Below are 26662 nucleotides of genomic sequence, written 5' to 3' on the forward strand. Positions count from 1 at the left end.
GCGGCTGCCGATGGCAGGGGGATCGATGGAGAGCCTGTTTGCAGCCTTCTGGAGCGGCAATTATTCGCCGCACGGATATTGCCTGTTTTGGCAGCCACAGTTGCTGTGGACGCATATCGTCGCCGACACGCTGATCGCGCTCGCCTATTTCTCTATTCCGGTGGCGCTTGTCGCGCTGGTGCGGCGGCGGCAGGATCTCGGCTTCGGCTGGATGTTCTGGTGCTTCGCGGTCTTCATCCTGGCGTGCGGGCTCACACATGTCATGGGCATCGTCACGCTGTTCGTCCCGCAATACGGGCTGGAAGCGGTGGTGAAGCTGGTGACCGCGATTGCCTCGCTGGCCACCGCCGCGCTGCTCTGGCTACGGCTGCCGGCACTGGTGCGGCTCCCCTCCGCGCAAAAGCTCAAGGAGGCCAATGGCGAACTGGCGGCGATGGTCGAGCAGCGCGATGCCGCTTTGGCCGAGCTGAGCGCCGCCGTCGTCCAGCGGGAGAAGGTGGAGGCGGCGCTGCTTCAGGCGCAGAAGCTGGAAGCGGTGGGTCAGCTGACCGGTGGCATCGCCCATGATTTCAACAATCTGCTGCAGGCCATTGCCGGCAATCTGGAGCTGATTGCGCGCAAGCCCGATGATGCGGATCGTGTCATCCGCTGGACGTCCAGCGCGCTGGACGCGGTCGAGCGCGGACGGCAGCTAACCGGGCAGTTGCTGGCTTTTTCAAGCAAGCAGCGGCTGGACGTGAAGTCCGTACGGCTCTCCGAACTGATCGGCGGGATGGCGGGTCTGGTCGAGCGCGCGGTGGCGCCGCTGAGCCGGGTTCGGATCGATCGCATCGATCCGGTGTGGAACGTCCAGACCGATGCGCTGCAGCTCGAACTCGCGGTGCTGAACCTCGCCTTCAACGCACGGGACGCGATGCCCGAAGGCGGAGTTCTGGCGATCACCGCCGAATTGCGATCGGGCAAGGTTGCGCCGGATCTGTCGCCGGGAGACTATGTCGCGCTCACCGTATCCGATACCGGCACCGGCATGGCGCCCGAGGTCGCGGCGCGCGCGGTGGAACCGTTTTTCTCGACCAAGGGAGTGGGCAAGGGCACCGGCATGGGCCTTTCGATGGCCTTTGGTGTGATGCGGCAATCGGGGGGAACGCTGTTGATCGACAGCGAAGTGGGACGCGGCACCGCGATCACCCTGATCCTGCCGCTGGCGACCGTACCGCCCCGCCGCGACGTGCAGGACGATGCCGCGCGCGACGAACGCATCAGCCTGGACGGCAAGAAGGTGGCGCTGGTGGACGATGACCGGCAGGTCCGCGCGTCGCTCGCCGAGATGCTGCGCACCGCCGGCGCGGTCGTGGAAGAGGCGGCGGATGGGGCGGCGGGCGTCGCGCTGGTCGAAGGCGCGCGCTTCGACGTGCTGGTCGTGGACTTCGCCATGCCCGAGCTCAGCGGCAGCGAAGTCGCCGAGCAGGTTGCGGCGATCGACCCCGCCTTGCCGGTCATCCTGATCACTGGCTTTGCGGATTCCGCCAAGCTCGATGCGATCGCCGCGCCGAACGTGACGGTGCTGCGCAAACCCTTCGAATCCCACGAGCTGCTGCGCAAGATCCGTCAGGCTTCCCGGCGCTGAGCCGATCAGGGCAGGGCGGCGCGCAGTTCCTCGATCCAGGTCGTTGCCACGCTGTCCGAGGGCGCCCGCCAATCGCCGCGAGGGCTGAGCGCCGCCGCGCCCGAGACCTTCGGGCCGTTGGGCAGTGCGGAGCGCTTGAACTGGCTGGTCTGGAAGAAGCGGAACAGGAACGCCTCCAGCCATTTGGCGAGTGTCGGCAGGTCATACTGGTTGCGGCCGGCCTCGGGGAAGCCGATCGGCCACAGCCCTGCCTCGGCATCCTTCCAGGCATGCCAGGCGAGGAATGCGACCTTGGACGGCTTCAATCCGAAGCGTGCAACATGGTGCAGGAAGAAGTCGTGCAGTTCATAGGGCCCGATCCGGTCCTGGGTGCTCTGCATCCTTCCCTCGGCATCGGCGGGGACCAGCTCGGGCGAGATCTCGGTATCCAGGATCGACAGCAGCACGGTCGCCGCCTCGCCATCGAACTGGCCGCTGTCGACGCTCCAGCGGATCAGATACTGGATCAGCGTCTTGGGCACGCCGGCATTGACGCCATAATGGCTCATCTGGTCACCGACGCCATAGGTGCACCAGCCTAGCGCGAGCTCGGAAAGATCGCCGGTGCCGAGCACGAAGCCCTGGTTCTGGTTGGCGAGGCGGAACAGATAGTCGGTGCGCAGGCCGGCCTGCACATTCTCGAAGGTGATGTCGTAGACCGGCTCGCCTCCCGCAAAGGGGTGGCCGATATCTGCCAGCATCTGCCGGGCGGTGGGTCGGATGTCGATTTCCGCCGCGGTAATCCCGATCGCGCGCATCAGCGCCCACGCGTTGGACTTCGTGCCCTCGCTCGTCGCGAAGCCGGGCATGGTGTAGCCGCGTATGTCGGTGCGCGGGCGGCCCAGCCGGTCCATCGCCTTGGCGGCGACGATCAGCGCATGGGTGGAATCCAGCCCGCCCGAGATGCCGATGACCAGCGATTTGCTCTTCGTCGTGGCAAGCCGCTGTCGCAGGCCCTCCACCTGGATGTTGAACGCTTCATAGCAATCCTCCTCCAGCGCGGCCGGTGCGTTGGGGACGAAGGGGAAGCGGCGGATGGGGCGGATCAGGCCGCGGTCGGCATAGTCCGGTTCGTGCCGGAACCCGATGCGACGAACGCGGGTCTCCGGATGCCCCGCGTTGCGGGCATTGTCGTTGAAGGTCCCATCGCGCATCCGCTCGAGCCGCAACCGTTCAAGATCGAGATCGGCATAGGTGATGGCATCGGCCAGCTCGAAGCGATGCGATCCGGCCAGCTTCTCGCCGAACTCGTAGATCAGTCCCTGCCCGTCCCAGGCGAGGTCCGTCGTGCTCTCGCCCGGTCCGGAGGCCGAATAGAGATAGGCGGAGATCGTTCGCGAACTCTGCGAGGCGCAGAGCAATTCGCGCTCGCGGCCCTTGCCGATCACGATATTGGAGGCGGAGAGATTGCACAACACCAGCGCGCCGGCCATCGCGCCTTCGGTGGAAGGGGGCTGGGGCGCCCAATAGTCCTCGCAAATCTCGATATGGAAGACGAAGTCGGGCAGGTCGTCGGCCGCGAAAACCAGGTCGGGGCCGAACGGCACCGTCTGGCCGGCGACGGTGATGTCGAGATCGCGCAGGCCTGCGCCTGACGCGAACCAGCGCTTCTCGTAATATTCGCGGTAATTGGGCAGATAGGTCTTGGGCACCACGCCGAGGATGCGGCCGCGCGCGATGGCAACGGCGCAGTTGTAGAGACGGCCGTTCCGCACCAGTGCGGCGCCGACCAGCAACACCGGCTTGAGCGCACGGCTCGCCTCCACAATCGCGGCGATGCCCGCTTGGGTCGCCGCGAGGATCGCGTCCTGCAGGTGCAGGTCATCGATCGCGTAGCTGGTGATGTTCAGTTCCGGGAAGACGAGGATGTCGGCGCCACCGGCATCGCCTTGCCGGGCGAGCGCGATCGTGGCGCGGGCGTTCGCGGCGGGATCGGCCACCGTGCCGATGGGCGTGCAGACACCCGCCCGGATCATCCCATGACGGTGGAGCGCGTAGAACGGATGCGGATCGGCCATGGTGCTGTCCTATGCCGGGGACCATGGCCTGCCAACCCCGCGGGGGCGGGTTTGATCCGGCAGCCGCGTACTCAGGCCTACCCGGTGACGCACCGATCCTCGGAATTTGGCGTGCGTTTCCCGGCCGAGAGACCTCGCCTTACGCCTTGGCCGCGTAGATCATTCGGCCCGGCCCCAGGCGCTCGAACACCTTTGCGAGCTGGCGCTCGCCGACCGCGAAGCAACCCTGGCTACGGCCGAGCTTGCCGTGCTTCGAAATCATGTCCGGATTGGCATACCAGGCGGAATGGATCACGATCGCGCGCGCAAGCGCGTTGTTGTTGGTCGGGTCGAGACCGATCAGCCGCTGCGAATCGCCGTGCTTGCCGACATAATAGTCGGCGGTCAGGAATGCGCCCTCGCAGGTCGCTTCCGAGTTGATTTGGTTGGAGAAGCGCTGCAGCACGCCGGTATGTCCGGGATCGGAGCCGATGCCGTGCGCGACCATCAGCGGCTCCACCTCACCGGTACCCATGTTCACCAGGAAAAAGCGCGCCTCGGACGAGGGCTTCGAGAAGTCGGCGATGGCGATGCGGTCGTGGGTGTCGACCTTCATCGAGTGCCGGTCGAGCGCCGCCGTGGCGCGCCTGAACAGATCCGGGCGGATGCCCTCCGGAACGATCCGGGCCTGCGCGGCGACCTTGGGGGCTTCCCCCAGCGTCGAGGCGTGCGCCGGCTGGATGCGCGGCGGTACCGGAGCGGCGGGCGCGGCGGCCATCGTCGTGCCGATCGTACGCGATGCGCAGGCCGAAACCGCCGCGCCGCTCGCCATCACCAGTGCCGACTTCAGCAGCGCCCGGCGTGATTGAATCATAGCCTCAGACTTCATGATGTTGTTCTGCGCCCGCAAATTTCTGTCTTGCCTTGGCAACCGTATAGCAGAAGCAGCGTTAACGATGCGCTTGCCAGAGCCGCGAATTGGCGCGTTTCGCCGTGCCCGTTGCCCGGTTCACCGATCTGTCATGCCGTTTCGGGACGGATGCTACGTCGCGGCCTTACGCGACTGGCACGAATCGCGCCGCAGTGCGGGCATAGCGTTTCTCTGTTCGCGCAGTGAAAAAATGCCTGTCGCGCCGCGCCTGCGAAGCGCTAGAGGCGGCACATGAGCACGTCCTTTGAACAGGCTGTAGCGGCCCTGATCGCGGTGGGTCGTCGTCTCGATGCCCGCGGCTGGGCGCCGGCGACCTCGGGCAACTATTCGGCGCGGCTGGACGACGGCAGCATCGCGCTGACCGTCTCCGGGCGCCACAAGGGCCGTCTGACGCCGGAGGGGATCATGCGGGTCGACCTCGACGGTCAGCCGCTCACGCCGGGCAAACCATCGGCAGAAACCGATCTGCACCTGGCACTCTATCGACTGTTTCCCGAAACCGGCGCCGTGCTGCACGGCCATTCACCCGATGCGGTGGGGCTCAGCCGCGCCACGCGTGCGGAGGCCTGGACCTTTTCGGGCCACGAGATGCTCAAGGCCTATCCCGGGCATGGCACGCACGATGCGGCGGTGCGGCTCCCCATCGTCGACAATAGCCAGGACATGGCGGTCCTTCAGGCTGCCATCGCCCCGGCGCTGCTGGCTCCCGATGCCATTCCGGCGTATCTGATCCGGAGCCATGGGCTTTATGCCTGGGGCAAGGATGTCGAGGAAGCCGAGCGCGTGCTCGAGGCGACCGAATGGATGATCGCCGCAGAGCGTGCGGAGGCCAGTTTCAGACAGGCAGGGGTACGATGAGCCAGCTTCGAATCTTCGCGGAAAGCGCCGGCATGCCGCTGCTCGACACGCGCGACCCCGTGACGATCGCCGAGGAACTGGCGATCCACGGCGTTCGCTTCGAGCGCTGGCCGTCGCGGCCCATTCCCGTCGACGCCGACCCGGCGGCGGTGCTCGCCGCGTTCGCGCCCGAAGTCGAGCGGCTGAAGGCGGAGCATGGATATCATTCGGTCGACGTCATCCGCATGGTGCCCGATCATCCCGACAAGGATGCGCTGCGCCGCAAGTTCCTGTCCGAACATCGCCATGCCGAGGACGAGGTGCGTTTCTTCGTCGAAGGGCAGGGGCTGTTCACACTCCATCTCAATAATCGCGTGTATGCGGTTCTCTGCGAGGAAGGGGATCTGATCTCGGTTCCCGCCGGCACGCCGCATTGGTTCGACATGGGACCGACACCGCGTTTCGCCGCAATCCGCCTGTTCACCAACCCGGACGGCTGGATTGCGCAGTTCACCGGCGATGCCATTGCCGATCGCTTTCCGCGTCACGAGCCTGTCGTCGCCTGACACGCGCATCGAGAGATACCATGACCCAGCCCAAGGCCGTCCTGCTCGACATCGAGGGGACTACCAGCAGCATCGCCTTTGTCGCGGATGTCTTGTTCCCCTACGCGGCCAGTCAACTGGCACGGTATGTTGAGACGCATTCTGAGGAGGTCGCGCCGATCCTCGCCGAGGTGCCGGGCGACGACAAGATTGCCACGCTGCTCGACTGGATCGACGAGGATCGCAAGGCGACGCCGCTCAAGACTTTGCAGGGGCTGATCTGGGCGCAGGGCTATGCCGATGGCACGCTCAAGGGCCATGTCTATCCCGACACGCCGGAGGCGCTCCGCCGTTGGTACACGGCCGGCGTGGCGATCTACATCTACTCCTCCGGCTCGGTCGCGGCGCAGAAGCTGATCTTCGGCCATTCGATCGACGGCGATCTCACGCCGATGCTCACCGGCTATTTCGACACCACCACCGGACCGAAGCGCGAAGCGGAGAGCTATGGGAAGATTGCGGTCGCAACCGGCTGTAATCCTGAACATATCCTTTTCGTCTCGGATGTGCAGGCTGAAGTCGATGCAGCGCGATCTGCTGGGCTTGGCGCGCTGCTGATCGATCGCGCCGGCGGCCCCGCCGACATCCATTCGCTTGCGGAGATACGTCTGTGATCCTGGAAGACCAGCACACCCGCTCCATCGCCCGTACCGCGGACGGGCGCGGCATCCGCATTCTAGATCAACGTCAGCTCCCCTGGGAGGTCCGCTGGGTGGAACTGCGCGATCTTGATTCCGCGGCGGTGGCAATCCGCGAGATGTGGACGCGGGGCGCGCCGATGATCGGCGCGACGGCCGCCTATGGGCTGGCGATGGCGCTGGCGGTCGATGCGAGCGATGCCGGGCTGGATGCCGCCTATGCCACGCTGGTCGAGACGCGGCCCACCGCGATCAACCTGCGCTGGGCACTGGATCAGGTCCGCGCGGCGGTGGCCGGGCTTGCACCGACCGAGCGTGCGGGTGCGGCCTTCGCCCGTGCCGATGCGATCTGCGACGAGGATGCCGAGCTGTGCCGCGCGATCGGCGCGCACGGCCTGAGCCTGCTGCGCGATCTCCACGCGCGAAATCCCGATCGGCCGGTGCAGATCCTCACCCATTGCAACGCCGGCTGGCTGGCGACGGTGGACTATGGAACCGCGACCGCGCCGATCTATCTTGCCCATGACGCGGGCATCCCGGTGCACGTCTGGGTCGACGAGACGCGGCCGCGCAACCAGGGGGCGCTGCTCACCGCGTTCGAGCTTCGCAACCACGGCGTCCCGCACACGGTCATCGCCGACAATGCCGGCGGCCTGTTGATGATGCAGGGGCAGGTCGACGCGGTGATCGTCGGCACCGACCGCGTGACCGCAAATGGCGATGTCTGCAACAAGATCGGCACCTATCTGAAGGCGCTCGCGGCGCATGACAATGGCGTGCCCTTCTACGTCGCGCTGCCCTACACCACCTTCGATCCGGCAACGGCCAGCGGGGCCGACATTCCGATCGAGGGGCGCTCGGCCGAAGAGCTGACGCGGCTCACCGGTCCGGACGAGGCGGGCAGGATGACGACGATCCGCGTGACGGACTCGCCGGCCCTCAACCCGGCGTTCGACGTCACGCCGGCGCGGCTGGTGACCGGGTACATCACCGAGCGGGGGGTGCTCGACCGCATCTGAGCGGTCAGGCGATCCCCTCGCGCCACGCTGTCACCCGCGTGATCGCCTCGTCCAGCACGGCGTCTTCCTTGACGAAGCAGAAGCGCACGACATTGGTCACCGGGTCTTCCGCATAGAAGGCCGAGACCGGAATTGTCGCGACCCTGGCCTCGTCCACCAGTCGTTCGCTGAAGGTCACATCGTCCATCGCGATCCCCGAGGCAGTCAGGTCGACGGAGAGGAAATAGGTGGCGGCGCTGGGTAGCACCGCAAATCCCGCTGCGCGAAGGCCGGCGGCCAGCCGGTCGCGGCCGGCCTGGAAGCGGACGCGCGCGTCGTGGATCCACGCATCCTGGCTCGCCAGCCCTTCGGCGATCGCCCATTGCAGGTTGGGCGGCGTGGTGAAGGTGAGGAACTGGTGCGCCTTGGCCAGCACGCGGGCCAGCGCCGGTGCCGCGCACATCCAGCCGACCTTGAACCCGGTGAGGGCGAACAGCTTGCCGGCGCTGCCGATCTTGACCGTACGCTCGCGCATCCCCGGAAAGCCGATCAGCGGCAGATGGCGGGCACCATCGAAGGTTACCTGCTCCCAGACCTCGTCACAGATCGCGGTCAGGTCCCGGGCCACGCAAAATTCGGCGAGCATGGCCAGATCCTCGGCACTGGTCATCGTCGCGGCCGGGTTCAGCGGGTTGTTGAGCAGGATCAGCCGGGTCTTCGGTGTCACGGCGGCTTCCAGCGCCGCACGCTCGATCCGCCATTCGGGCGGGCTGAGCCGCACGAAGCGGGGGATGCCGCCGGCGCGGCGGATCAGCGGGACATAGGCATCGTAGAGCGGCTGGAAGCACAACACCTCGTCGCCCGGCTCGATCAGGGCGAGCAGCGCGGCCGCGAGTGCTTCGGTCGCGCCGGAGGTGACGATCACTTCCTCCGCCGTAAGGTTCAGCGCCTGATGACGGGCATAATGGTCCGCGATCGCCTGGCGCAACTCGGGCAGGCCCGCCATCGGGGGATATTGGTTGGAGCGCTCCAGCAACGCGCGAGCGCCGGCCTCCAGCACCGCCTCCGGCCCCCGGCCGTCGGCAAAGCCCTGGCCCAGGTTGATCGCGCCGTTCGCCCGCGCCCTGGCGGACATGGCCTCGAAGATGGTGGTGCCCATCGAAGAATAGATCGGGTTCATCGCGGATCGCTATTGCGGAGAGTGGTTGCGCCTTGCAAGCCGGTGTCGCTTCGCCGCATGACGATGCCGGTCCCTGGCCGCGTAATCGAAGGAATCTCATGAGCAAGACACCGCCCGTGCCCGCCGACTCCCAATCGCCCTATCCGATCGCCGAGGCGCCGCACGACGCCGCCGGTGAGGGGGAGGCCATCGCCGTCGCCAAGGAGCAGGCCGCCGCAGCGAAGCGTCGCGGGCCGAGCAGCCGCCAGATCGGCATGGGGGCCGCGATCGGCATTGGATCGGCCGCAATCGTGGCCGGGCTGCTCTACTGGAAGGGTGGCCGCAAGGACCGCAAGTAAGCCGACCCTATTCAAACCATTCTTGGGGGCGGAGCGGATCGTGACCCGATCCGCCCCATAATCGCGATCAAGACGGTCCGCGCTCGACGATCCGGTGCCGCTGAATGCAAGCATCGCGCGGCCGGCTGGCAGCGGTTCCTTCCGCAACGTCTGGCACGCTGCGCCGCGCGCGCGCCCGCTACTTCCTGAAGAGAAGGTTAAAGACCGGGAAACCTAGGTGTTTCTCCGCTGGACTGTTTCTGCGCACGGTGACCGCTCGGTAAGGTATTGTTCCTATAATGCCATCAACCACAGGCCGGGATTGGGTTAGGCATGCGCACGCGAGATCGGTTGCAGGGCAGGACGAAGCGTAGCGGAGCGGCGACAGACGCCGCTGCGCGCGTTTGCGCCTGCCGCGGCTTCCGCGCGTGATCCAGCCATTGTTCCACTCCTCGGCAATCGATCCGGCGCGAGCGCACGCCGCGATCGAAAGCAACGTGTCGGGGCGCGCCAGAAGGTATCGGAAAGACCAGAAATGATTGCATCGATGAAAATTCCGAGGAAGCTCGCACTTTCGTTCCTGCTGATCTGCGCATCGGCAGCGATCGTGATGATCGTGTTCTTCATGAACATCTCGATGATCCGCTCGGTCACCGACCAGAACAATCTCAGCCAGGAGATCCACTCCAAGACGCTGACGCTGGAAACCGCATTGCTGCGGCAGAACAGCCAGCTTCGCGGGTTTCTCGTCACCGCCGATCCCACCTATCTGAAGTCGTACGACGAGGGCCGCTCGGAATATGACGAGACCTCGGCCGAACTCGAAAAGCTGCTGACCGATCCGGCGCTGCTCGAGGCACTGCGCAAGTCGCGCGCCGAGACATTGTCATGGCGCGAGAAGTGGGGCGACCGCCTCATCGCCGAGGTCAAGGCAGGCCGGCGGGATTCCGCCCAGGCCGAGGTTCGCACCGCCGGCAAGTCGGTGCTGGTCTCCGCCGCAGTGCTGCCGCTGCGCGCGATCAAGGATGCGCAGGCCGAAGCCATCGAGAAGAACGGCGCGCGCCAGGAAGGCGCGATCGCGACCGCGACCCAGGTGCTGATCATCGGCGCCATCGCACTCATCGGCATCGCCATCGGCCTGGCCGTGACGCTCAGCCGCATCATCGCCCGCCCGATCAGCCAGCTCACCCGCTCGATGGCGGACCTTGCTGCCGGCCGCAACAATATCGACGTGCCCGCCACGGCGCGCGGCGACGAACTGGGTGACATGGCCCGCGCCGTGCTGGTGTTCCGCGACGCCGCGGTTGCGAAGTCCGCTTCGGATGCGGCCAGCGCCGAGGCCGAAGCCGCGCAGAAGATGGTCGTGGAAACCGTCTCGAACCATCTCGCCGAGCTGGCGCAGGGCAACCTGACCGCGCAGATCACCGCACATTTCCCCGGCGAATACAGCGTGGTGAAGACCAACTTCAACAACGCCCTGTCGAGCCTGCGCGAACTGATCTCCTCGGTGATCGAGGCAACCACGTCGATCCGCACCGGCTCGAACGAGATCGCCCAGGCGAGCGAAGATCTCGCGCGCCGCACAGAGGCCAATGCCGCCAGCCTCGAAGAGACTGCCGCTGCCGTCACCCAGATGGACCAGCGCCTGAAGGCGACCGCGTCGGCCGCCGGCCAGACGGTGGAGCGTGCCGACGGCACGATGTCGACCGTCGACAATGGCCGGTCGACCGCGGACGAAGCCGTGCAGGCGATGACCCGCGTCTCCGAAAGCGCCAAGGGCATCGACAGCGTCATCGAAGGCCTCGACAAGATCGCCTTCCAGACCCGCGTTCTCGCGATGAACGCCGCCGTCGAGGCAGGGCGTGCAGGTGAGGCCGGTCGCGGCTTCGCGGTGGTCGCCGACCTCGTCTCGGCATTGGCGATGCGCGCCGAGGAAGAGGCCGGACGCGCGCGCGATCAGCTGACCGCCACGCAGAGCGATATCGTCACGGCGGTGCAGGCAGTGCAGCGGGTGGACGGCGCGCTTGCCGACATCTCGGCGGGCGTGGGCGAAGTCCACCAGCTGCTCGGCAACATGGCATCCGACAACCATGCGCAGTCGAGCGCCGTCACCGAGATCAGCGCTGCCCTTGGCGCGATGGACCAGTCGACGCAGCAGAATGCCGCGATGGTCGAGGAAACCTCGGCGGCGGCGCGCAACCTGGCGAGCGAAGTGTCGGTCCTTTCGGAGCAGGCAAGCCGCTTCAACGTCGGCAACGGCATGGCTGCGCCCGCGGCGCGGGTGGCATCCTCGCGGTTCAACAGCGGTCATGTGAAGCCGCTGCCGGCGGCAGCCGTCTCCGCACTTGTCCGCAACAGCAGCGCGGATGACGATTGGCAGAGCTTCTGATCAACCTGCTCAAGGCCCCGGGATTGGCCGTTCGATCGGATTGCGAATCGAACGGTCCCCGGCAAGAAGATCCGATACATCGGCCTCTGCCCGGGATTAGTATAATGACAATGGTATCGGCCCGGACGGGATTGGCGGAACTTGCCCGCATGGCACGGGTGTCGGGCGAACTGGGGTCGCCGTTCGTGGGGGACGTGCTTGCCGCCGGGCTCCGGCAGCTGGCACGCGGGCCTCACAGCCAGGCGGTGATTGCCAACTGGGAAGGGGATGCCGCCTCGGCGGCGCTGGCAATGCGGTTCAACGCCGCGCTCCACTTCCTCGCCAGGCGGGGCAACCCGCCCGCGCTGGCAGCGCTCTACCGCCACGAACATGACGATTTCGATGGCGCGATCGGTGACGCGCTGGCGGCCGAGGACGATCTCATCGCAGGCTTCCTGCGCCGCACCCCGCAGACCAACGAGGTCGGCCGGTCGGGCGCCTTGGTCGCCGCGCTGATGCAGGTTCGGCGCCGCTTCGGCCTGCCGTTCGAGCTGCTGGAGATCGGATCGAGCTGCGGCCTCAATCTCAATCTGGGGCGCTACGGGTTCGACCTGGGCGGAGTGCTTGCCGGAGACCGGCATTCGCCGGTGCAGGTAGCGCCCGACTGGCATGGGCCGGCGCCGAAGCCTGCGCCGCTGGACGTGGTGTCGGCCAAGGGCGTCGACCTGCATCCGCTGGATGCCGGCGACCCCGCGACCTGCGAACGGCTGATGGCCTATATCTTCGCCGATCAGCCGCTGCGGCTGCACCGGCTGGAGCAGGCGCTGGCAATGGCACGCCGCCACAAACCGCAGCTCGAGCAGGGCGATGCCTCCGAATGGCTTGCGCGCCAGCTCGCGGCGCCGCAGGCGGAAGGCGTGTGCCGCGTCGTCATGCACTCGATGGTGCTGCAATATCTGCCGCCGCGTGATCGCGCCGCGGTGGTGGCAATGATCCGCGACGCTGGCCAATATGCCACGCCCGAGCGACCGCTGGCCTGGGTCGGCTTCGAGTGGACCGAGACGCGCAGCGAAGTGCGGCTGTCGCTCAGCTGGTTCCCGGGCGGGGAGGAGCGTCGCGTGCTGGCAGTCTGTCACCCCTATGGCAATTCGGTGGAGTGGCGGGGCTAAGCATTTTCGACGTGCCGGCACGGGCACCGGCCCGGAAAATGCGGAAAAAAGTCGCTAAACCTGCACAGCGTGTTCGGCGCGGCCGGCGGTCCCGAACACGCGCAGATAGCGATCGATTTCGGCCGGCTCGCCGGTCGCCTTGGCGGGATTGTCCGAAAGCTTGACCGCCGGGCGGCCGTTCGCGGCCACCACCTTGCAGACCAGCGAGATCGGCTCCAGCCCGCCCTCGCCAACGGGATCGCAGCCGCGGAAATCGTTGGTAAGGTTGGTGCCCCAGCCGAAGCTCATCCGCACACGGCCGTTGAAGTGGCGATAGGTCGCCTCGATCGATTCCACGTCCATGCCGTCCGAGAAGATCAGGAGCTTCTCGCGCGGGTCGCGGCCATGGTCCTGCCACCAGCGCAGGATCTGTTCGCCGCCGGGGATAGGGGGCGCGCTGTCAGGGCGGAAGCCCGTCCAATCCGCCACCCAATCGGGCGCACGGGCGAGGAAGGAGGTGGTGCCGAAGGCGTCGGGCAGCGCAATCAGGAGGTTGCCGCCATAATGGGCGCGCCATTGTTCGAGCACGCGATAAGGTGCGTCGGCGAGGCTCGCATCGTCGGTCGAAAGCGCCGCCTCCACCATCGGCAGCTCATGGGCGTTGGTGCCGATCGCCTCCAGGTCCGCGTCCATGGCCAGCAGCACGTTGGAGGTGCCGATGAAGCGGTGGCCGAGCCCTTCCTTCAGCGCCTCCACGCACCAGCGCTGCCAGAGGAAGCCATGGCGGCGGCGGGTGCCGAAGTCCGAGAGGACCAGGTCGGGCAGGCTGCGCAACCGTTCGACCTTGTCCCACAGCTTGGCCTTGGCACGGGCATAAAGCACGTCGAGCGCGAACCGGTCCCGCCCGCGCATCGCCGCGCGCGAGCGGAGCTCGTTGACGATGGTCAGCGCCGGGATCTCCCACATGGTCGTATGGGTCCAGGAGCCGTGGAAGTGGAGCGAGAACTGACCGTCATGCCGTTCCAGCTCGTAGGCCGGCAGCCGGAAATCGGCGAGCCAGGCGATGAAATCCGGCGCGAACATCTGGGTCTTGCCGTAGAAGCTGTTGCCGGCGAGCCAGATCAGCTCCTTCTTCGTGAAGCGCAGCGAGCGTGCATGATCGAGCTGGGCGCGGAGTTCCGCTTCGTCGATCACCTCGGCCAGCCGCACCGTTTTGGTGCGGTTGATCAGCGAGAAGGTGACCTGCGTATGCGGGTTCCGCTGCCGGATCATCTGCAGCATCAGCAGCTTGTAGAAATCGGTATCGAGCAGGCTGCGGACGATCGGGTCGAGCCGGAAATTGTGGTTGTAGGTCCGGCTCGCAATGTCGGTGAAGGTCATGGACTGTTCTTATTCCCAGCCGCCGCCGAGCGCGAGGAAGATCGCGATCTGGTCGTCGGGCAGCTTGGCCTGTGCCGTCGCATAGCTGGCTTCGGCCTGCGCCAGACTACTCTGGGCGGAGAGCAGCGACAGGAAATCGCTGCGGCCGAAGCGGAACAGGCGGCCTGCCTGATCTGCAGCGATAGCGGCGCTGTCGCGGGCGCGGCGGAGCGCCTCGGCCTGGTCGCGGTCCCGCGCATAGGTCTCCAGCGCCGTCTCGGTATCGCGCAGCGCGCTGAGCACGGTGGAGTCGAAGTTGGCGAGGTCCGCATCCACCTGCGCGCTCGCCGCATCGATCCGCGCGCGCACCGCAGGGCGGTTCGGGAAACTCCAGCTGATCAGCGGCCCGAGGCTGAACCCGAAGGACGTCGGACTTCCCAGCTTGTCGAGCGCGCCGCTCAGGCCAGCCGAGCCGCCCAGGCTGATCTGCGGGTAGAGATCGGCGGTGGCGACGCCGATCCGGGCGGTGTCGCCGGCGATGGTGCGCTCGGCCTGGCGGATGTCCGGCCGGCGGCGGAGCATCGCGGCGCCGTCACCCACCGGCATCGGCCGCGGCAGCACGGGCAGGGCAGCGCAGCTTTCGATCTCACGCGGATAGTCGGCGGCGGGGCGGCCGAGCAGCGCGGCGAGCGTGTAGAGCCCGGCGCGGCGCTGGGCAGCGAAGATCGGGAGGTTGGCCTCACTCGTCTGCACCGCTGCCTGGGCGCGGGTAACATCGAAGGCGGTGCCGCGGCCTGCACGCTGGAGCCGCTGGGTTGCGGAGAAGGTCTGGCGCTGCAGGCTGACGATTCGCTGGGTGGTCGCCAACCGGAAATTGGCGGCACAGATATCGGCATAGGCGCGCGCGGTGGCCGCGGCGACGCTGACCCGCACCGCATCGCGTGCGGCGGCGACGGCATCGCGATCGGCGAGGCTTGCTTCGATCGCGCGGGCGATCTTGCCGCGCACGTCGAGCGGATAGCCAACCGCAATGCCGAGATCATAGCCGAGCGTGCCGGGCAGGGTCGCTCCGGTACCGGACGGACGGGCCAGCGTGCCGCCGCCGGACAGGTCGGTAGTCGGCTGCCGCGTCGCCTCGGTCTGGCGGACAATGGCTTCGGCGCGGCGTAGATTGGCATCGGCGGCGCGCAGATCGGCATTGGCGGCGAGCGCCTGCTCGACCAGCGCGTCCAGCCGCGCGTCGGCATAGAGCCGCCACCAGTGATCGGGCAGGGGTGCGTCCGTGAATGCCTTGTTCTGCGCCGACCGGAAGGCGCCCGTCGCCGCCGGTGCGTTGGCCGGGCCGGAGACGGGGGGGTGATAGTCCGGCCCGGCGTGCGTGCAGCCGGCGATCAGCGCGAGCGCGGCGAGGAAGGGAAGGCGCCGCATTATCGCTTCGCCTGCGCGGAAGGGGTCGGGGCCGGCTGCACGGCCGCGTCAGGCTGGATCGTCACCGTTGCGGTGCGGCCGGCAATCAGGCGGAGATCGGCGGGCACCCGGGTCAGCTTCACCCGCACCGGAATGCGCTGGGCGAGGCGCACCCAGGTGAAGGTCGGGTCGACATTGGGGAGCAGGTTGCCGGCGTTGCTGCGGGTCGTGTCGTTGATGCCGGCGGCGATGCTCTCGACCACCCCGTGGAGCAGCCGCGGTTCGCCCATCAGTTCCACCGTCACCGGCGCACCGATCCGGATGCTGGGCAGCTTCGTTTCCTCGAAATAGCCCTCGACGCGCAGGCTGTCGGCGTCGACCAGCGCCATCGCCTGGGACCCGGCGGCGACATAGTCGCCCGGGTGCAGATCGAGGTTGGTCACGGTGCCGTTGACCGATGCTTTCACCTGCGTGCGCGAGACGTTGAGTTCGGCGCTTTCGACCGACGTAAGTGCCTGGGCGAGCGCTGCCTGGGCGGTGGCGACCCGGGCTACATTCTGCTCGTGCGTTTCTGCCGCGACGAGATTGCCGAGCGCCAAGTCGCGCCGGGCCTCCCGCTGCGCCTGGTTGAGCGTGGCCCGCGCGCTTTCCACGCTGGCTCGGGCCTGAGCCAGCGCCAGCGCATAGCGCGGCCGGTCGATCACGAAGAGCAGATCGCCGGCCTTCACCTGCTGGTTGTCGTGCACCGCAACCGCCGTCACCAGCCCACCGATATCCGGGGTCACGCGTACCACATCGGCGCGCACGCGCCCGTCGCGGGTCCAGGGGCTCCGCGCATAATGCTGCCACAACCACAACGCGACGACGGCGGCGACGATCACGATGACGATCGTTGCGGCACTGCGGCCAAGGGCGGGAAGGTAGCGTTTCATGGGTGGAATCCGATCGAAGGCGTGGCCCAGGCAAGCAGGCCGAGCAGAAGGACGAACAGGCACAGATCGACAAGCGCGCGATACGCAACGAAGCGGTACAGGCCGAAGGCGTTGAACAGGCGGGCGAGCAGCATCGTCAGCAGCATCGCGACGACCCCGAGGAGCAGCAGCGTGGGGACAAAGACCCCGTCGATGGAGATTTCTCCGGTCACAGCGCAGCCTCCGGCAAGGGATCGGCATCCGGGAACAGATTGCGGCGCAGGCTCAGCAAGCCCAGCGCACCCGCGCGGCGAACGCCCGGGTCGGGATCCGCGGCGATGGTGTGGAGGGCCGTATCGATATGGGCGAGCAGCGCGGGATCCTCGGGCTTCTCCACCTCGGGCTCCAGGCGGCGATAATAGGTGCCCACGTCACGCAATACGTCTGTGAGCGGGGCGGCACGCTCGACGGGCAATTCCAGCCGTAGCGCGCGCAACTCGCCGATCGCGACACCGGTGCGCAGGTCGCGCAGCGCGTCGTAGAGCGGTTTGCCCGGCGATCGGCCACTGAGCGCCAGACGCGGGGCAAGCAGCGCGATCCGGTCCAGCATCCGATTGATCCAGCCGCGCACGTCGGGTGGGGTCATCAGGTTGCTGCGCTCGGCGATGTCGGCCCAGCCGGCCTTGAGCGTCCGGCGGATCGCCTGGTCGATGCCCGCGGATTGCAGGAGCCGCGCCATCAGGATCGCGAAGGCGACGCCCATCAGCTGCGCGATCGCGCCGTTGACGAAGCTGGCAAAGGCGCTGGTGTATTTGGCCGCGATCAGCAGCGGGCTACCGAGCCCGAGCAGCGTCGGCAGTGCGATGCCCATCCATTTGGGCGAATGCATCATGGCGCCCAGGATCAGCAGCGGCGGTGCCATCGCGGCGGCGAGCTGTCCGAAACCGTCGAGCCGGGGCATGATCGCATAGCCATAGATGGCGCCCAGAATGGTTGCGATCAGCGTTCCCCAGAAGAAGGAGCGGAGGGGCAGCAGCGGATCGGGGGCCGCCGCGAACAGGGCCAGGAACACTCCGGCAAGCATGACCGCGGTCGAGCCGTCCGACCAGCCGCTGGAGATCCAGATCGCGGAGCCGATGGCGAGCGTTAGAAACGCGCCGAGCGCGCCGCGTGCCGCGCCGACCCAATCGACATGCGCTTCACGTCCCCGCCGGCCCTCGAGCAATTCGGCGACGCGGGGTGTCACGGGGCGCCGATCGAGCGTAGCTAGCTGTTCGGCGAGTTCCCGGCAGTCGCGATGCGCGCCGATCAGCGCAGAGAGGCGCGAGAGCAGGCTGAGCAGCAGCAGATCGTGCCACGAACTCCCTTTGTGGACGTCCGGTTCGAGGGCGGCGCAGCGGGCTTCCAGCACGGCGGCGTCGGCGGCGCGTTCGGCGCGATCCCGCTCGAGCGTCTTCAGCCAGGCTTGGGTATCGGTGAGCAGCGTTGCCACTTCAGGCGGCAGTCCGCCATGCGCCTGCAGCCGGACCGTCCGGTCGTCGACGGCAGCCCCGAGCGGCATCAGCAGCGAAAGCTGGTCCTGCAAGGCGCGGACGGTGCGGACACGAGGGGCGGTGCGGGCGGTCTCGTAGGGCAGGTGGATCGAGAGCTGGTGCAGCTCGGTAATGTCGGCCGCGAGGCGACGGCGCTCGCCATCCACCCCGGGCACCGGCTCCAGCGCGAGCGAGTCGTGCGACCAGCGCTCGGCGTCCTTGAGGATGGTCGATACGCGGGTCAGCAGAAAGGCGGCGACCGAACGGGGGAAGACCACGCCATGCACCAGGCTGCCGCACAGGATGCCCAGCGTGATTTCCTGCACGCGCAGGCTCGCCACCGTAAAGATCGTGCCCGGCGAATCGACGCTGGGGAGCACGATCAGCACCGCGCTGTATCCGGCCAGGACGAACATGTAGGAGCGCGGTGTCCGATCCAGCAACGAGACGAATACGCACAATGCGAGCCACGCTGAAATCGCCAGGACGAGCAACTCGGGCGCGTTGATCAATGCGGGCACCATGATCACGGCAGCGCCTGCACCGACGACGGTGCCGATGATCCGGAACAGGGCCTTGGAAAGCACGGCGCCGGCCAGCGGCTGGGCGACGATATAGGCGGTGAGGAACGACCAATAGGGCCGGTCGAGCCCGATCGATAGCGCCAGATAGATGGCGAGCATGCCCGCCGCGTACGACTTCAGTGAGAAGACTGCGGCGTCGATGCCCCAGCGATCGGTCATGGCTGTGCCCGCCGATCGGCCAGTTTCGCCGCCAGGGTATCGAGCACGCGCAAGGTAGTCTCCAGTTCCCCGTCGCTCACCCCATCGAGCAACTCGCTGCGCAACGCTGCGAGCCGGCGGTCGATCCGTGACGCGTGCGAAACACCTTCCGGCGTGAGCTGAAGCAGGTTCGCGCGGCGATCGCGTTTGTCGACGGCGCGTACGACCAGTCCCGCATCCTCCAACGCGTGAAGGGTGCGGACCAGCGAGGCTTCGGTCACCCCCACGGCCCGCGCAAGGTCCGCCTGGCGCGCACTGTCGCCGAGCCGCTGGAGGTATACGAGCGCCCAGCCGGTGGAGCTGGAGATGCCGAGCGACGCGAGCGTGGTGTCCGCAAGGCGCTGCCATGCACGCGAAACAGGGCTCATGCGCGTCGCGAGTGCGCGCTCAAGGGATTGCCGGTCGGTCATTACGGACGTTAGTTAGTACGCTAACTAACTAGGTCAAGCCCTGCATGGCGGTGAACGTTCGCATCCCTATTTTTGGGCTGCCGCCCAGTCCTCGGCGGCTTGGAGGACGCGCAGCGCATTCCCGCCCCAGATCTTGGCGATGTCGGCGTCCGAATAGCCCTCCTTGCGCAACCGGGCAGTGATCTTGGGAAGCGCGGTGATGTCCTCCATGCCGCGGACGCCGCCGCCGCCGTCCCAGTCCGCGCCGATGCCGACATGCTCCACGCCCATCACCCGGATGGCATGCAGCAGGCTTTGCATGAACAGCTCGAAGTCTGCGCCGTCGGTCGCCGAGGGGAGGGCGGCCCTTTCGGCGATCAGGGCGCGTTGCTCGGTGGGGGTGAGGACCCACCATCGCCGCTGGCGCTCGGCGAGTTTCTCCCGCGCCGGATCACGGACCGACGGCGTCAGGTACAGGCTGTTGATTTGCAGCACGCCCCCGGCCGCAGCGAGCTTGCGCATGCGGTCATCATCCAGGTTGCGCGGATGGTCGAACATCGCCTTGGGCCCGGAGTGGGAGGCCAGGATCGGTACTTTCGACAGCATCAACGCCTGATCGAACACGTCGTCCGAGGCGTGGCTGACGTCGATCACCAGACCAAGACGGTTCATTTCCGCCACCCATTGTTTCCCCAGCGGGCTGAAGCCGTGCCATTTGGGCGTGTCGGTCGCGCTGTCGGCAAACTGGTTGTTGCGGAAATGGACGGGCCCGGCCAGCCGTACGCCCAGGTCGCGGAAGTGGCGGAGCAGGCTCAAGTCCTCGCCGAGAGGATAGCTGTTCTCGATGCTCTGGAACACAATGCGCTTGCCGCTGGCGGCGATGCGACGCGCATCGGCGGGCGTGGTCGCCATCTCCAGCTTGTCCGGATGGGCAGCGACGACGCGCTGGATCCACGTGGCGCGGGTCAGCGCGGCATTGCGCGCAGTTGCATAGCCATCCGGCGTCAAGGGACCCTGGGGCGTATAGATGACGAAGAATCCCCCATCGAGCCCGCCCTGCTCCATGCGGGGGATATCGATCTGGCTGCCGTCGAACGCGCGATCGTGCCAGCGGGCGAAATCCCATCCCGGATGCTCGAAGAATTCGGGCGTGTCGAGATGCGTGTCGAGCACCAGCAACTGGTCGTGCAGCAGCCGGTCGCGGATCGGTACGGTGTCGTCCGGCGCCAGCCCGAGCAGAAGGGGAAGGGCGAGGATGGTCTTCATGGCGGCACTCCCGGCGCTGGTGCTTTGCTGCCAGCGTCGCCGGGATGTCGCACCGCGTCAATCGCCCTTCATTTGAGCCGCAGCGGCAGTCCTGCAGCGAGAAACTGGACTTCGTTTGCGGCCGCCGCGACCGACTGATTGATGCGGCCGGCAGCGTCGCGAAAGCGGCGGGCCAGCGCATTGTCCGGGACGATGCCGAGCCCGACTTCGTTGGCGACCAGGATCAGGGGACCGCGCGCCTCGGCGACCGCGGAGGCAAGTGCCTCCGTCTCCGCGTCCAGGTCTCGCTCGGCGAACATCAGGTTCGAGGTCCACAGCGTCAGGCAATCGACCAGCAGCACGCGGCCGGGGGCGGCCTGCGCGCGAATGGCGGCGGTCAGATCGAGCGGCACGTCCAGCGTCGACCAGCGCGCCCCGCGATCGGCGCGGTGACGGGCGATGCGGTCCTCCATTTCATCGTCGAGAGGCTGGGCGGTGGCGATGTAGACGAGATCTCCGTCGAGCGCTTCGGCCCGCGCCTGGGCGTATCGGCTCTTGCCCGAGCGGGCACCGCCGAGGACGAGCAAGCGGGTCACGACCGGGCCTCCCGTGAAAGCGCAATCAGCGCGGGTATATCGACATGGGCTTCGAGTTCGGCGGCGATGGCATCGAGCGCTGCGTCGACGGACGCGGCATAGTCCGTCCCGGCAGAGGTGATCCCGATGCGGGCGAGCAGTGCGCGGCGAAGCTCCGTGCTGGTGAACAGGCCGTGCAGATAGGTGCCGAACACGCGCCCGTCCGCTGCCAGCGCACCGTCCGGACCATTCTCCAGCGCCGCGAAGGGGCGCGCGGTATCGCGACCGGTGGTGACGCCCATGTGCATTTCATAGCCTCTGATGGCCGCGCCAAGCGCGGTTCCCTGTACCGGGCGGAGCGCCTTGTCCCGCGTCATCACCGTCTCGACCTCAAGGAGGCCCAGACCCGGTACGGCGCCGGGCGGTCCCTCGATGCCCTCCGGATCGGCGATGGTGCGGCCGAGCATCTGATAGCCGCCGCAGATTCCCAGCACCGCGCCGCCGCGGCGGTGATGGGCGAGCAGATCAATGTCCCAACCCTGTTCGCGAAACGCCGCAAGGTCGGCGATGGTCGCCTTGGATCCCGGCAGGATCACCAGTGCGGCATCCCCCGGCAGCGGCTGACCCGGGGGGATCATCGCCAGCGACACCCCGGGTTCGAGTTTCAGCGGATCGAGATCGTCGAAATTGGCGATGCGCGGCAGCATCGGGCAGGCGATAACAATACGGCCCTCACGAGTGGGGCCACGCCGCTCCAATACCACCGCGTCCTCGCTGGGCAGCCGGGCTGCATCCCGCAGCCAGGGGATCAGTCCGTAGCCGCGCCAGCCGGCACGTTCCTCGATCTGGGCATAGCCATCCGCGAAGAGCGCAGGATCGCCGCGAAATTTGTTGATCAGGAAGCCGCGGATCATCGCGGCGTCGTCGGGGGCCAGCACCGCGCGGGTGCCGACCACCGCCGCGATCACCCCGCCGCGATCGATATCGCCGACCAGCAAAACGGGTACATTCTCGGCGCGGGCAAAGCCCATGTTCGCGATGTCGCCGGCCCGCAGGTTGATCTCGGCGGGCGATCCCGCGCCTTCCACCAGCACCAGGTCGCACGCGGCGGCAAGGCGGCGGTAGCTTGCCAGCACCTCGCCGAGCAGCGGCCGGCGCGCCTCGCGGAAATTGCCTGCATGCAGCGTCCCGCGCACCTTGCCGTTCACCACCAGCTGCGAGGTGCGGTCGGCCTGGGGCTTGAGCAGTACCGGGTTCATGTCGGTGTGCGGCGCCACTCGGCAGGCGAGCGCCTGCAGCGCCTGGGCGCGGCCGATCTCGCCGCCATCTTCGGTCACAGCCGCGTTGTTCGACATGTTCTGCGGCTTGAACGGCCGGACGCGCAGGCCGCGATTGGTGAGTGCCCGGCACAGGCCGGCGACCAGCACCGACTTGCCGACATCCGACCCCGTGCCCTGCAACATCAAAGCGCCCATGCGACCCCTCCGGCGATGAGCCATAGCAGCCCGCAGGCGCGCAGATAGAGGGCAAGGCCCCGGCGGATGTCGGACGCATCTGCATCGACGCGGCCGTCGCCGATCCAGGGCTTGGCCTGCACCACCCCGTCATAGGCAATCGGGCCGGCAAGCCGCAGGCCGAGCGCGCCTGCCATCGCCGCCTCCGGCCAGCCGGCATTGGGGGAGGCATGCCTGCGCGCATCCCGCAGCATCGTTCGCCATCCACGCCCGGCGCAGAGGCAGAGCAGCAGACCGGAGAGGCGGGCGGGGGCGAGGTTCAGCAGGTCGTCCGTCCTTGCAGAGGCCCAGCCGAACGCCCGCCAGCGGGCCTCGCGGTGGCCGATCAGGCTGTCCGCGGTGTTGATCGCCTTGTAGATCCACAGCCCCGGCAGCCCGCCGACGAGCAGCCAGAGCAGCGGCGAGACGATCCCGTCGCAAAAGCTCTCGGCAAGGCTCTCGATTGCTGCACGGGCGACGCCGGCGGCGTCGAGCCGCGCGGTATCCCGCCCGACGATGTAGCCCACCGAGGTGCGCGCAGCCGCCAGATCACGCCGGGCAAGCGCCGTCGCGACCGGGCGGACGTGCAGATAGAGGCTGCGTTGGGCAAGCCCCGGAAAGGCGGCGAGCGAGAGCAGCAGCCACCCGTGCGGCAACCGCGCCGCGATGCGCTGGATTTCCCATCCGGCGGCCCCGGCCAGCAATGCCAGGAGTAGTAGCGTTGCCACGCCCAGGATGCGCCTGCGCGCGTCCGGCCAATCGTCCCGGTTCCAGCGCTGTTCGCAGGTGGCGATGAGCCGCGCGAAGGCGCCCACCGGATGGCCGATCCGGGCATAGAGCCAGGCGGGCCAGCCGATTGCCGCTTCCAGCGCCAGCGCGACAAGCGCCACCGGCTCAGACATTGCCCAGCGCCTCGTCCAGACGTCGCAACGCGTCCTCGCCGTTCGGTATTCCGAACCGGAGCCAGCGCGGGGCATAGTCGAACGGGCGGACAAGGATGTGGGCGCGGGCAAGCCGGTCGAACATCATGGGGGCTGAGTCGTGTTCGATCAGCCGGAACAGCGGCGAACGCCCCGACGGCTCGAGGCCATGCGCGACAAGCACGCCGTCCAGCGCGGCGGCGCGTTGGGGCAGGGCGATCCGTACCGCGTCGATCCAGGGTCCGTCCCGATAGGCGGCGGTGGCGATGGCCAGCGCGGTGGTGTCGATCGGCCAGTCTCCCAGCACCCGGCGATAGCGCGACAGCACCGATCGCGGGCCGAGCACGAAACCGAGCCGTAGCCCGGCGAGCCCGAAGAACTTGCCGAACGAGCGGAACACGATCAGCCGGCGTCGGTCGTCGACGAGCGGCGCGACGCTCGCCGACGGGTGCGGATCGGCGAATGCTTCGTCCACCACGAGCCAGCCGCCGGCGAGGGTGCGGCTGTGGAGCAGCGCCTGGATGTCGCCCCTGCTGTGCAGCGTGCCGCACGGGTTGCCGGGGTTGGCGAAGATCAGCGTGGCGTTGCCGGGCACCGGTTCCCCTGCTGCGATCGGCATACTGTCTGCGAAGACGGCGCCGTGCGTACGGTAGCCGGGAACGACATGGCACGCGCGACCGCCGAGCAACATGCCGAGCAGCCGCAGGCCCATCTCGCTTCCCGGCACGGCGCAGAGCTGCGCGGGCGCGACGCCGAAATGCGCCGCTGCCGCCGCCTCCAGCGCTGCAAGCGCGTCGGGCGCCGGAAGGACGCCGAGGTCCGGCCGAAGGTCTTCCGGGATCTGCCATGGCACGGGATTGATGCCGGTCGAAAGGTCAAGCCAGTCCCCGTCGCCGAAGCGGGCACGCGCGGCTGCGAGATTGCCACCATGGTGCAGCAGCGGATCGCTCATCCGAAATGCGGCGCGATCACGAGCGCGAGCAGCAAGCCGGTTTCGACCAGTTCGATCCCGGCGCCGTGCCCGTCGCCGGAAATGCCGCCCAGCGAGCGGCGAACCCGCCAGCCCCAGGCGGCGATCAGCAGCGGGGCGGCGATCAGCGCCGGCGCCGCAATCGCGGCGGCGAAGGCGAGCAGCACCGCCCAGACGATCAGGTCGGCCGGGCGGATCGCATGTCGGAAGCGGCTGGCGAGCCCTTCGTGCAGCGGCGGCAGCCACCAGCTCCATAGCAGCGGCCCCAGCCGGGCGGCGGCAGGAACGAACAGCAGCGTCCACCAGCCGGCGCCGGTCAGCAGGGCGTGGAGGAGTACCAGCTTGGCGAGCAGCTGCAGCGCGATCGCCACCACGCCGAAGCTGCCGACATGCGGATCGGCCAGCACCTCGCGCAGCCGCTCCGGTCCCTTGTGGATTGCGCCGCTCGCATCGGCCAGATCGGCCAGGCCGTCCAAATGCAGGGCACCGGTGATGCCGACCCATACCGCCAGCGCGGCCATCGCGCCGCTCCAGGGATCGAGCTGCAGCCCCAGCCAAGCCGCGCCCAGCACCGCAAGCCCGATCACCAGCCCCGCCGCGGGGAACCAGCGCATCGAGCGGGCGAAGGCCGCACCGTCGGCGGCGACCGGCGGCAGCGGCAGCCGGGTGAGAAACTGGAGGGCGAGGAGAAACTCTTTCATGTAACCAATCCGATGATCTGGCCGATACGTGGCGTGCCAGGCCAGACGCGCAGGCTGAGCAGCGCGGCGTGGGGCAGGGCGATATTCCAAAGCTGGGGGAAGTCGATCGCGCAGAGGCCGGCGATCGCCGCGCGCATGGCCCCGCCATGCGTGACGACCAGCGTCGGGCGATCGATATCGGCCAGCGCGGCACGGACCCGCGCGACCAGTTCGGGCCATCCCTCGCCGCCCGGGGGGACGTGTCTGGCGGGATCGGCCTGGAAGGCCGCCAGCGCCGGTGCGTCGATCGCATCGAACCGCATGCCGTCCCATGCGCCGAAGTCGAGTTCGCGCCACCGCGCGTCCTGCCGCGCGACGAGGCCGGCCCCAGCGGCGATGCGCTCGGCCGGCACCCGCGCGCGGGCGAGGCCGGAATGGACCAGTGCCTCCACCGGCACCTGGGCCCCATTGCGGATGCACGCGTCCACGCCCTCGGGCAGCGGCGCGGCATCGCTGCGGCCGATCAGCCGGCCTTCGGCATCGGTGATGCCGTGGCGGAGCAGGTGGATGTCGATCCCGCTCATGCGCCGCCGGCGACGCCCGCCTCGGCAAAGGTCGCCATGCCGTCATGTGCGGCCAGCGCCGATCGCACGACCGCCGCCGCTACCGCCGCGCCGCTTGCTTCCCCCAGGCGCATGTTCAGCCGGAGCAGCGGGTCGAGGCCAAGCCGGGCAAGCAGCCGGGCATGGCCCGGCTCGGCGGAGCAATGGCCGGCGATGCAATGGTCGACGATGGCCGGCACCGCGGCGGCAAGCGGCGCGATCGCCGAGCAGCAGATGAACCCGTCGAGGAGCACCGGCACGCCGGCATGGCGCGCGGCAAGCACGGCCCCCGCGATCGCGGCAAGCTCGCGGCCGCCGACCCGACGGAGCGTCTCGAACGGCGTTCGGGGCGCATCGTCATGATAGGCGATCGCCCGCGCGATCACCCCCGCTTTCCGGCTGATCCCTTCGCCATCCAGCCCGGTGCCCGGGCCCACCCAGTCGCCGGCCTCGCCGCCATAGCTGCGCAGGCACAGGGCGGCGGCGGCGGTGGAGTTGGCGATCCCCATCTCACCCAGCAGCAGCAGGTCGGTGTCCGGCGTGACCACCGCGGCGCCCTGCCGGAGGGCGGCGAGGCATTCTGCCTCGGTTAATGCGGGGGCCGCGGTGAAGTCGGCGGTCGGATGCGCCAGGTCGAGCGCGATCACCTCCAACGGCATCCCGATCGCGCCGGTGAGCGCGTTGATCGCGGCGCCGCCCGCCGCGAAATTGGCGACCATCTGCGCGGTCACTGCCGGCGGAAAGGCGCTGACGCCCTGGGCGGCGACGCCGTGGTTGCCGGCGAACACGACCGCCTTGGCGCGGTCCAGCGCAGGCCGGTCCCGCCGCTGCCACCCGGCCAGGAAAATCGCGATATCCTCCAGCCGCCCGAGCGATCCCGTCGGCTTGGTGAGTTGTTGCTGCCGCGTGCGCGCGGCGTCGATGCTGGCCTGGTCGGGAGACGGGAGATGCGCAAGCGCCGCGTCGAACGTAGCCGGATCGGCGAAGAGATGATCGGGGAAGGACGCGTCAGGCAATGGCATTTCCGGCTCCAGCAACAGATACGCGCCGGGCGTGCGGATGCGCGCCCGGTTCGGCTTCGTCGCTCGAACGGAAAACCGCGCTTCGGCCGC

Annotated in this window: 25 protein-coding genes; 8 read left to right on the top strand and 17 right to left on the bottom strand. The window is 68.1% G+C overall.

The genetic code is table 11. The features are described 5' to 3' along the window. The first annotated feature begins 25 nt into the window (after positions 1-25). Positions 26-1627 (top strand): response regulator, encoded by a 1602-nt coding sequence (locus OIM94_RS02540; protein ID WP_264608567.1) that lies wholly within the window; start codon positions 26-28, stop codon positions 1625-1627. A 5-nt stretch (positions 1628-1632) separates the two neighbouring features. Here OIM94_RS02540 and OIM94_RS02545 read toward each other — a convergent pair whose 3' ends face one another. Further along, positions 1633-3684, bottom strand: coding sequence for an NAD(+) synthase (locus tag OIM94_RS02545; protein WP_264608568.1), 2052 nt, complete (start codon positions 3682-3684; stop codon positions 1633-1635). A 139-nt stretch (positions 3685-3823) separates the two neighbouring features. After that, a complete protein-coding gene (locus OIM94_RS02550; protein WP_264608569.1) occupies positions 3824-4537 on the bottom strand; it encodes a murein L,D-transpeptidase catalytic domain family protein in 714 nt (237 codons plus the stop codon). 288 nt (positions 4538-4825) lie between these two features. Between OIM94_RS02550 and OIM94_RS02555 the strand changes: the two genes are divergently transcribed. The 4 genes from OIM94_RS02555 to mtnA are packed head-to-tail and all read left to right on the top strand — an operon-like array spanning position 4826 to position 7693. After that, positions 4826-5452 carry a methylthioribulose 1-phosphate dehydratase gene (locus tag OIM94_RS02555; protein WP_264608570.1) on the top strand — a complete coding sequence of 209 codons (627 nt, stop codon included), beginning with the start codon at positions 4826-4828 and terminating at the stop codon, positions 5450-5452. Next, a complete protein-coding gene (locus OIM94_RS02560) occupies positions 5449-5997 on the top strand; it encodes a 1,2-dihydroxy-3-keto-5-methylthiopentene dioxygenase (protein WP_264608571.1) in 549 nt (182 codons plus the stop codon). The genes OIM94_RS02555 and OIM94_RS02560 overlap by 4 nt, the downstream gene beginning before the upstream one ends. Before the next feature lie 20 nt (positions 5998-6017). After that, entirely contained in the window at positions 6018-6650 is a 633-nt protein-coding gene (mtnC, locus tag OIM94_RS02565; RefSeq protein ID WP_264608572.1) for an acireductone synthase, read from the top strand. Further along, positions 6647-7693, top strand: a complete 1047-nt coding sequence (mtnA, locus tag OIM94_RS02570) for an S-methyl-5-thioribose-1-phosphate isomerase (RefSeq protein ID WP_264608573.1) — start codon at positions 6647-6649, stop codon at positions 7691-7693. Before mtnC ends, mtnA begins: the two co-directional genes overlap by 4 nt. Positions 7694-7697: 4 nt before the next feature. On the opposite strand, the gene OIM94_RS02575 is transcribed toward mtnA, so the two are convergent. Next, a complete protein-coding gene (locus OIM94_RS02575; RefSeq protein ID WP_264608574.1) occupies positions 7698-8852 on the bottom strand; it encodes an aminotransferase in 1155 nt (384 codons plus the stop codon). Positions 8853-8950: 98 nt separating this feature from the next. Here OIM94_RS02575 and OIM94_RS02580 point away from each other — a divergent pair, with 98 nt between their 5' ends. From OIM94_RS02580 to OIM94_RS02590, 3 genes are all read left to right on the top strand, one after another. Beyond that, positions 8951-9190, top strand: a complete 240-nt coding sequence (locus OIM94_RS02580; RefSeq protein WP_264608575.1) for a hypothetical protein — start codon at positions 8951-8953, stop codon at positions 9188-9190. A gap of 514 nt (positions 9191-9704) precedes the next feature. Continuing rightward, positions 9705-11558, top strand: a complete 1854-nt coding sequence (locus tag OIM94_RS02585) for a methyl-accepting chemotaxis protein (RefSeq protein WP_264608576.1) — start codon at positions 9705-9707, stop codon at positions 11556-11558. A 149-nt stretch (positions 11559-11707) separates the two neighbouring features. After that, the gene (locus tag OIM94_RS02590) at positions 11708-12706 is read left to right on the top strand and encodes a DUF2332 domain-containing protein (protein WP_264608577.1); all 999 of its coding nucleotides are present in this window, start codon (positions 11708-11710) and stop codon (positions 12704-12706) included. 54 nt (positions 12707-12760) lie between these two features. Here the strand turns inward: OIM94_RS02590 and pncB are convergent, their stop codons facing one another. The 14 genes from pncB to cobT all read right to left on the bottom strand — a co-directional run bounded on the left by pncB (position 12761) and on the right by cobT (position 26572). Then, a complete protein-coding gene (gene pncB / locus OIM94_RS02595; RefSeq protein WP_264608578.1) occupies positions 12761-14065 on the bottom strand; it encodes a nicotinate phosphoribosyltransferase in 1305 nt (434 codons plus the stop codon). Positions 14066-14074: 9 nt separating this feature from the next. Continuing rightward, the gene (locus tag OIM94_RS02600) at positions 14075-15472 is read right to left on the bottom strand and encodes an efflux transporter outer membrane subunit (RefSeq protein ID WP_264608579.1); all 1398 of its coding nucleotides are present in this window, start codon (positions 15470-15472) and stop codon (positions 14075-14077) included. Continuing rightward, the gene (locus OIM94_RS02605; RefSeq protein ID WP_264608580.1) at positions 15472-16383 is read right to left on the bottom strand and encodes an efflux RND transporter periplasmic adaptor subunit; all 912 of its coding nucleotides are present in this window, start codon (positions 16381-16383) and stop codon (positions 15472-15474) included. Before OIM94_RS02605 ends, OIM94_RS02600 begins: the two co-directional genes overlap by 1 nt. Continuing rightward, a complete protein-coding gene (locus OIM94_RS02610; RefSeq protein WP_264608581.1) occupies positions 16380-16595 on the bottom strand; it encodes a DUF1656 domain-containing protein in 216 nt (71 codons plus the stop codon). Before OIM94_RS02610 ends, OIM94_RS02605 begins: the two co-directional genes overlap by 4 nt. Further along, entirely contained in the window at positions 16592-18637 is a 2046-nt protein-coding gene (locus OIM94_RS02615; protein WP_264608582.1) for an FUSC family protein, read from the bottom strand. Before OIM94_RS02615 ends, OIM94_RS02610 begins: the two co-directional genes overlap by 4 nt. Further along, the gene (locus OIM94_RS02620; RefSeq protein WP_264608583.1) at positions 18634-19044 is read right to left on the bottom strand and encodes a MarR family winged helix-turn-helix transcriptional regulator; all 411 of its coding nucleotides are present in this window, start codon (positions 19042-19044) and stop codon (positions 18634-18636) included. The genes OIM94_RS02615 and OIM94_RS02620 overlap by 4 nt, the downstream gene beginning before the upstream one ends. 108 nt (positions 19045-19152) lie before the next feature. Next, complete coding sequence (locus tag OIM94_RS02625) at positions 19153-20331, bottom strand: dipeptidase (RefSeq protein WP_264608584.1); 1179 nt, start codon at positions 20329-20331, stop codon at positions 19153-19155. 68 nt (positions 20332-20399) lie between these two features. After that, a complete protein-coding gene (gene cobU / locus OIM94_RS02630; RefSeq protein WP_264608585.1) occupies positions 20400-20906 on the bottom strand; it encodes a bifunctional adenosylcobinamide kinase/adenosylcobinamide-phosphate guanylyltransferase in 507 nt (168 codons plus the stop codon). Continuing rightward, positions 20903-22360 carry a cobyric acid synthase gene (locus OIM94_RS02635; RefSeq protein WP_264608586.1) on the bottom strand — a complete coding sequence of 486 codons (1458 nt, stop codon included), beginning with the start codon at positions 22358-22360 and terminating at the stop codon, positions 20903-20905. Before OIM94_RS02635 ends, cobU begins: the two co-directional genes overlap by 4 nt. After that, the gene (gene cbiB / locus OIM94_RS02640; protein WP_264608587.1) at positions 22348-23280 is read right to left on the bottom strand and encodes an adenosylcobinamide-phosphate synthase CbiB; all 933 of its coding nucleotides are present in this window, start codon (positions 23278-23280) and stop codon (positions 22348-22350) included. The genes OIM94_RS02635 and cbiB overlap by 13 nt, the downstream gene beginning before the upstream one ends. After that, positions 23273-24250 (bottom strand): aminotransferase class I/II-fold pyridoxal phosphate-dependent enzyme, encoded by a 978-nt coding sequence (locus tag OIM94_RS02645; RefSeq protein ID WP_264608588.1) that lies wholly within the window; start codon positions 24248-24250, stop codon positions 23273-23275. The genes cbiB and OIM94_RS02645 overlap by 8 nt, the downstream gene beginning before the upstream one ends. Beyond that, the gene (gene cobS, locus OIM94_RS02650) at positions 24247-24969 is read right to left on the bottom strand and encodes an adenosylcobinamide-GDP ribazoletransferase (RefSeq protein ID WP_264608589.1); all 723 of its coding nucleotides are present in this window, start codon (positions 24967-24969) and stop codon (positions 24247-24249) included. Before cobS ends, OIM94_RS02645 begins: the two co-directional genes overlap by 4 nt. Beyond that, positions 24966-25532, bottom strand: coding sequence for a histidine phosphatase family protein (locus OIM94_RS02655; protein WP_264608590.1), 567 nt, complete (start codon positions 25530-25532; stop codon positions 24966-24968). The genes cobS and OIM94_RS02655 overlap by 4 nt, the downstream gene beginning before the upstream one ends. Continuing rightward, positions 25529-26572: a nicotinate-nucleotide--dimethylbenzimidazole phosphoribosyltransferase gene (cobT, locus tag OIM94_RS02660; protein ID WP_264608591.1), complete on the bottom strand. Its 1044-nt coding sequence runs from the start codon at positions 26570-26572 to the stop codon at positions 25529-25531. The genes OIM94_RS02655 and cobT overlap by 4 nt, the downstream gene beginning before the upstream one ends. Between the last annotated feature and the right edge of the window lie 90 nt (positions 26573-26662).

Origin of the sequence: Sphingomonas sp. R1 (genome assembly GCF_025960285.1) — a bacterium.
In the GTDB taxonomy this organism is placed as follows: domain Bacteria; phylum Pseudomonadota; class Alphaproteobacteria; order Sphingomonadales; family Sphingomonadaceae; genus Sphingomonas.

Bases quoted from the DNA above. Each gene is read 5' to 3' on its own strand.
- OIM94_RS02540 (WP_264608567.1), top strand. From the start codon at position 26: ATGGAGAGCCTGTTTGCAGCCTTCTGGAGCGGCAATTATTCGCCGCAC.
- OIM94_RS02545 (WP_264608568.1), bottom strand. From the start codon at position 3,684: ATGGCCGATCCGCATCCGTTCTACGCGCTCCACCGTCATGGGATGATC.
- OIM94_RS02550 (WP_264608569.1), bottom strand. From the start codon at position 4,537: ATGATTCAATCACGCCGGGCGCTGCTGAAGTCGGCACTGGTGATGGCG.
- OIM94_RS02555 (WP_264608570.1), top strand. From the start codon at position 4,826: ATGAGCACGTCCTTTGAACAGGCTGTAGCGGCCCTGATCGCGGTGGGT.
- OIM94_RS02560 (WP_264608571.1), top strand. From the start codon at position 5,449: ATGAGCCAGCTTCGAATCTTCGCGGAAAGCGCCGGCATGCCGCTGCTC.
- mtnC (WP_264608572.1), top strand. From the start codon at position 6,018: ATGACCCAGCCCAAGGCCGTCCTGCTCGACATCGAGGGGACTACCAGC.
- OIM94_RS02575 (WP_264608574.1), bottom strand. From the start codon at position 8,852: ATGAACCCGATCTATTCTTCGATGGGCACCACCATCTTCGAGGCCATG.
- OIM94_RS02580 (WP_264608575.1), top strand. From the start codon at position 8,951: ATGAGCAAGACACCGCCCGTGCCCGCCGACTCCCAATCGCCCTATCCG.
- OIM94_RS02585 (WP_264608576.1), top strand. From the start codon at position 9,705: ATGATTGCATCGATGAAAATTCCGAGGAAGCTCGCACTTTCGTTCCTG.
- OIM94_RS02590 (WP_264608577.1), top strand. From the start codon at position 11,708: ATGGCACGGGTGTCGGGCGAACTGGGGTCGCCGTTCGTGGGGGACGTG.
- pncB (WP_264608578.1), bottom strand. From the start codon at position 14,065: ATGACCTTCACCGACATTGCGAGCCGGACCTACAACCACAATTTCCGG.
- OIM94_RS02600 (WP_264608579.1), bottom strand. From the start codon at position 15,472: ATGCGGCGCCTTCCCTTCCTCGCCGCGCTCGCGCTGATCGCCGGCTGC.
- OIM94_RS02605 (WP_264608580.1), bottom strand. From the start codon at position 16,383: ATGAAACGCTACCTTCCCGCCCTTGGCCGCAGTGCCGCAACGATCGTC.
- OIM94_RS02615 (WP_264608582.1), bottom strand. From the start codon at position 18,637: ATGACCGATCGCTGGGGCATCGACGCCGCAGTCTTCTCACTGAAGTCG.
- OIM94_RS02620 (WP_264608583.1), bottom strand. From the start codon at position 19,044: ATGAGCCCTGTTTCGCGTGCATGGCAGCGCCTTGCGGACACCACGCTC.
- OIM94_RS02625 (WP_264608584.1), bottom strand. From the start codon at position 20,331: ATGAAGACCATCCTCGCCCTTCCCCTTCTGCTCGGGCTGGCGCCGGAC.
- OIM94_RS02635 (WP_264608586.1), bottom strand. From the start codon at position 22,360: ATGGGCGCTTTGATGTTGCAGGGCACGGGGTCGGATGTCGGCAAGTCG.
- cbiB (WP_264608587.1), bottom strand. From the start codon at position 23,280: ATGTCTGAGCCGGTGGCGCTTGTCGCGCTGGCGCTGGAAGCGGCAATC.
- OIM94_RS02645 (WP_264608588.1), bottom strand. From the start codon at position 24,250: ATGAGCGATCCGCTGCTGCACCATGGTGGCAATCTCGCAGCCGCGCGT.
- cobS (WP_264608589.1), bottom strand. From the start codon at position 24,969: ATGAAAGAGTTTCTCCTCGCCCTCCAGTTTCTCACCCGGCTGCCGCTG.
- OIM94_RS02655 (WP_264608590.1), bottom strand. From the start codon at position 25,532: ATGAGCGGGATCGACATCCACCTGCTCCGCCACGGCATCACCGATGCC.
- cobT (WP_264608591.1), bottom strand. From the start codon at position 26,572: ATGCCATTGCCTGACGCGTCCTTCCCCGATCATCTCTTCGCCGATCCG.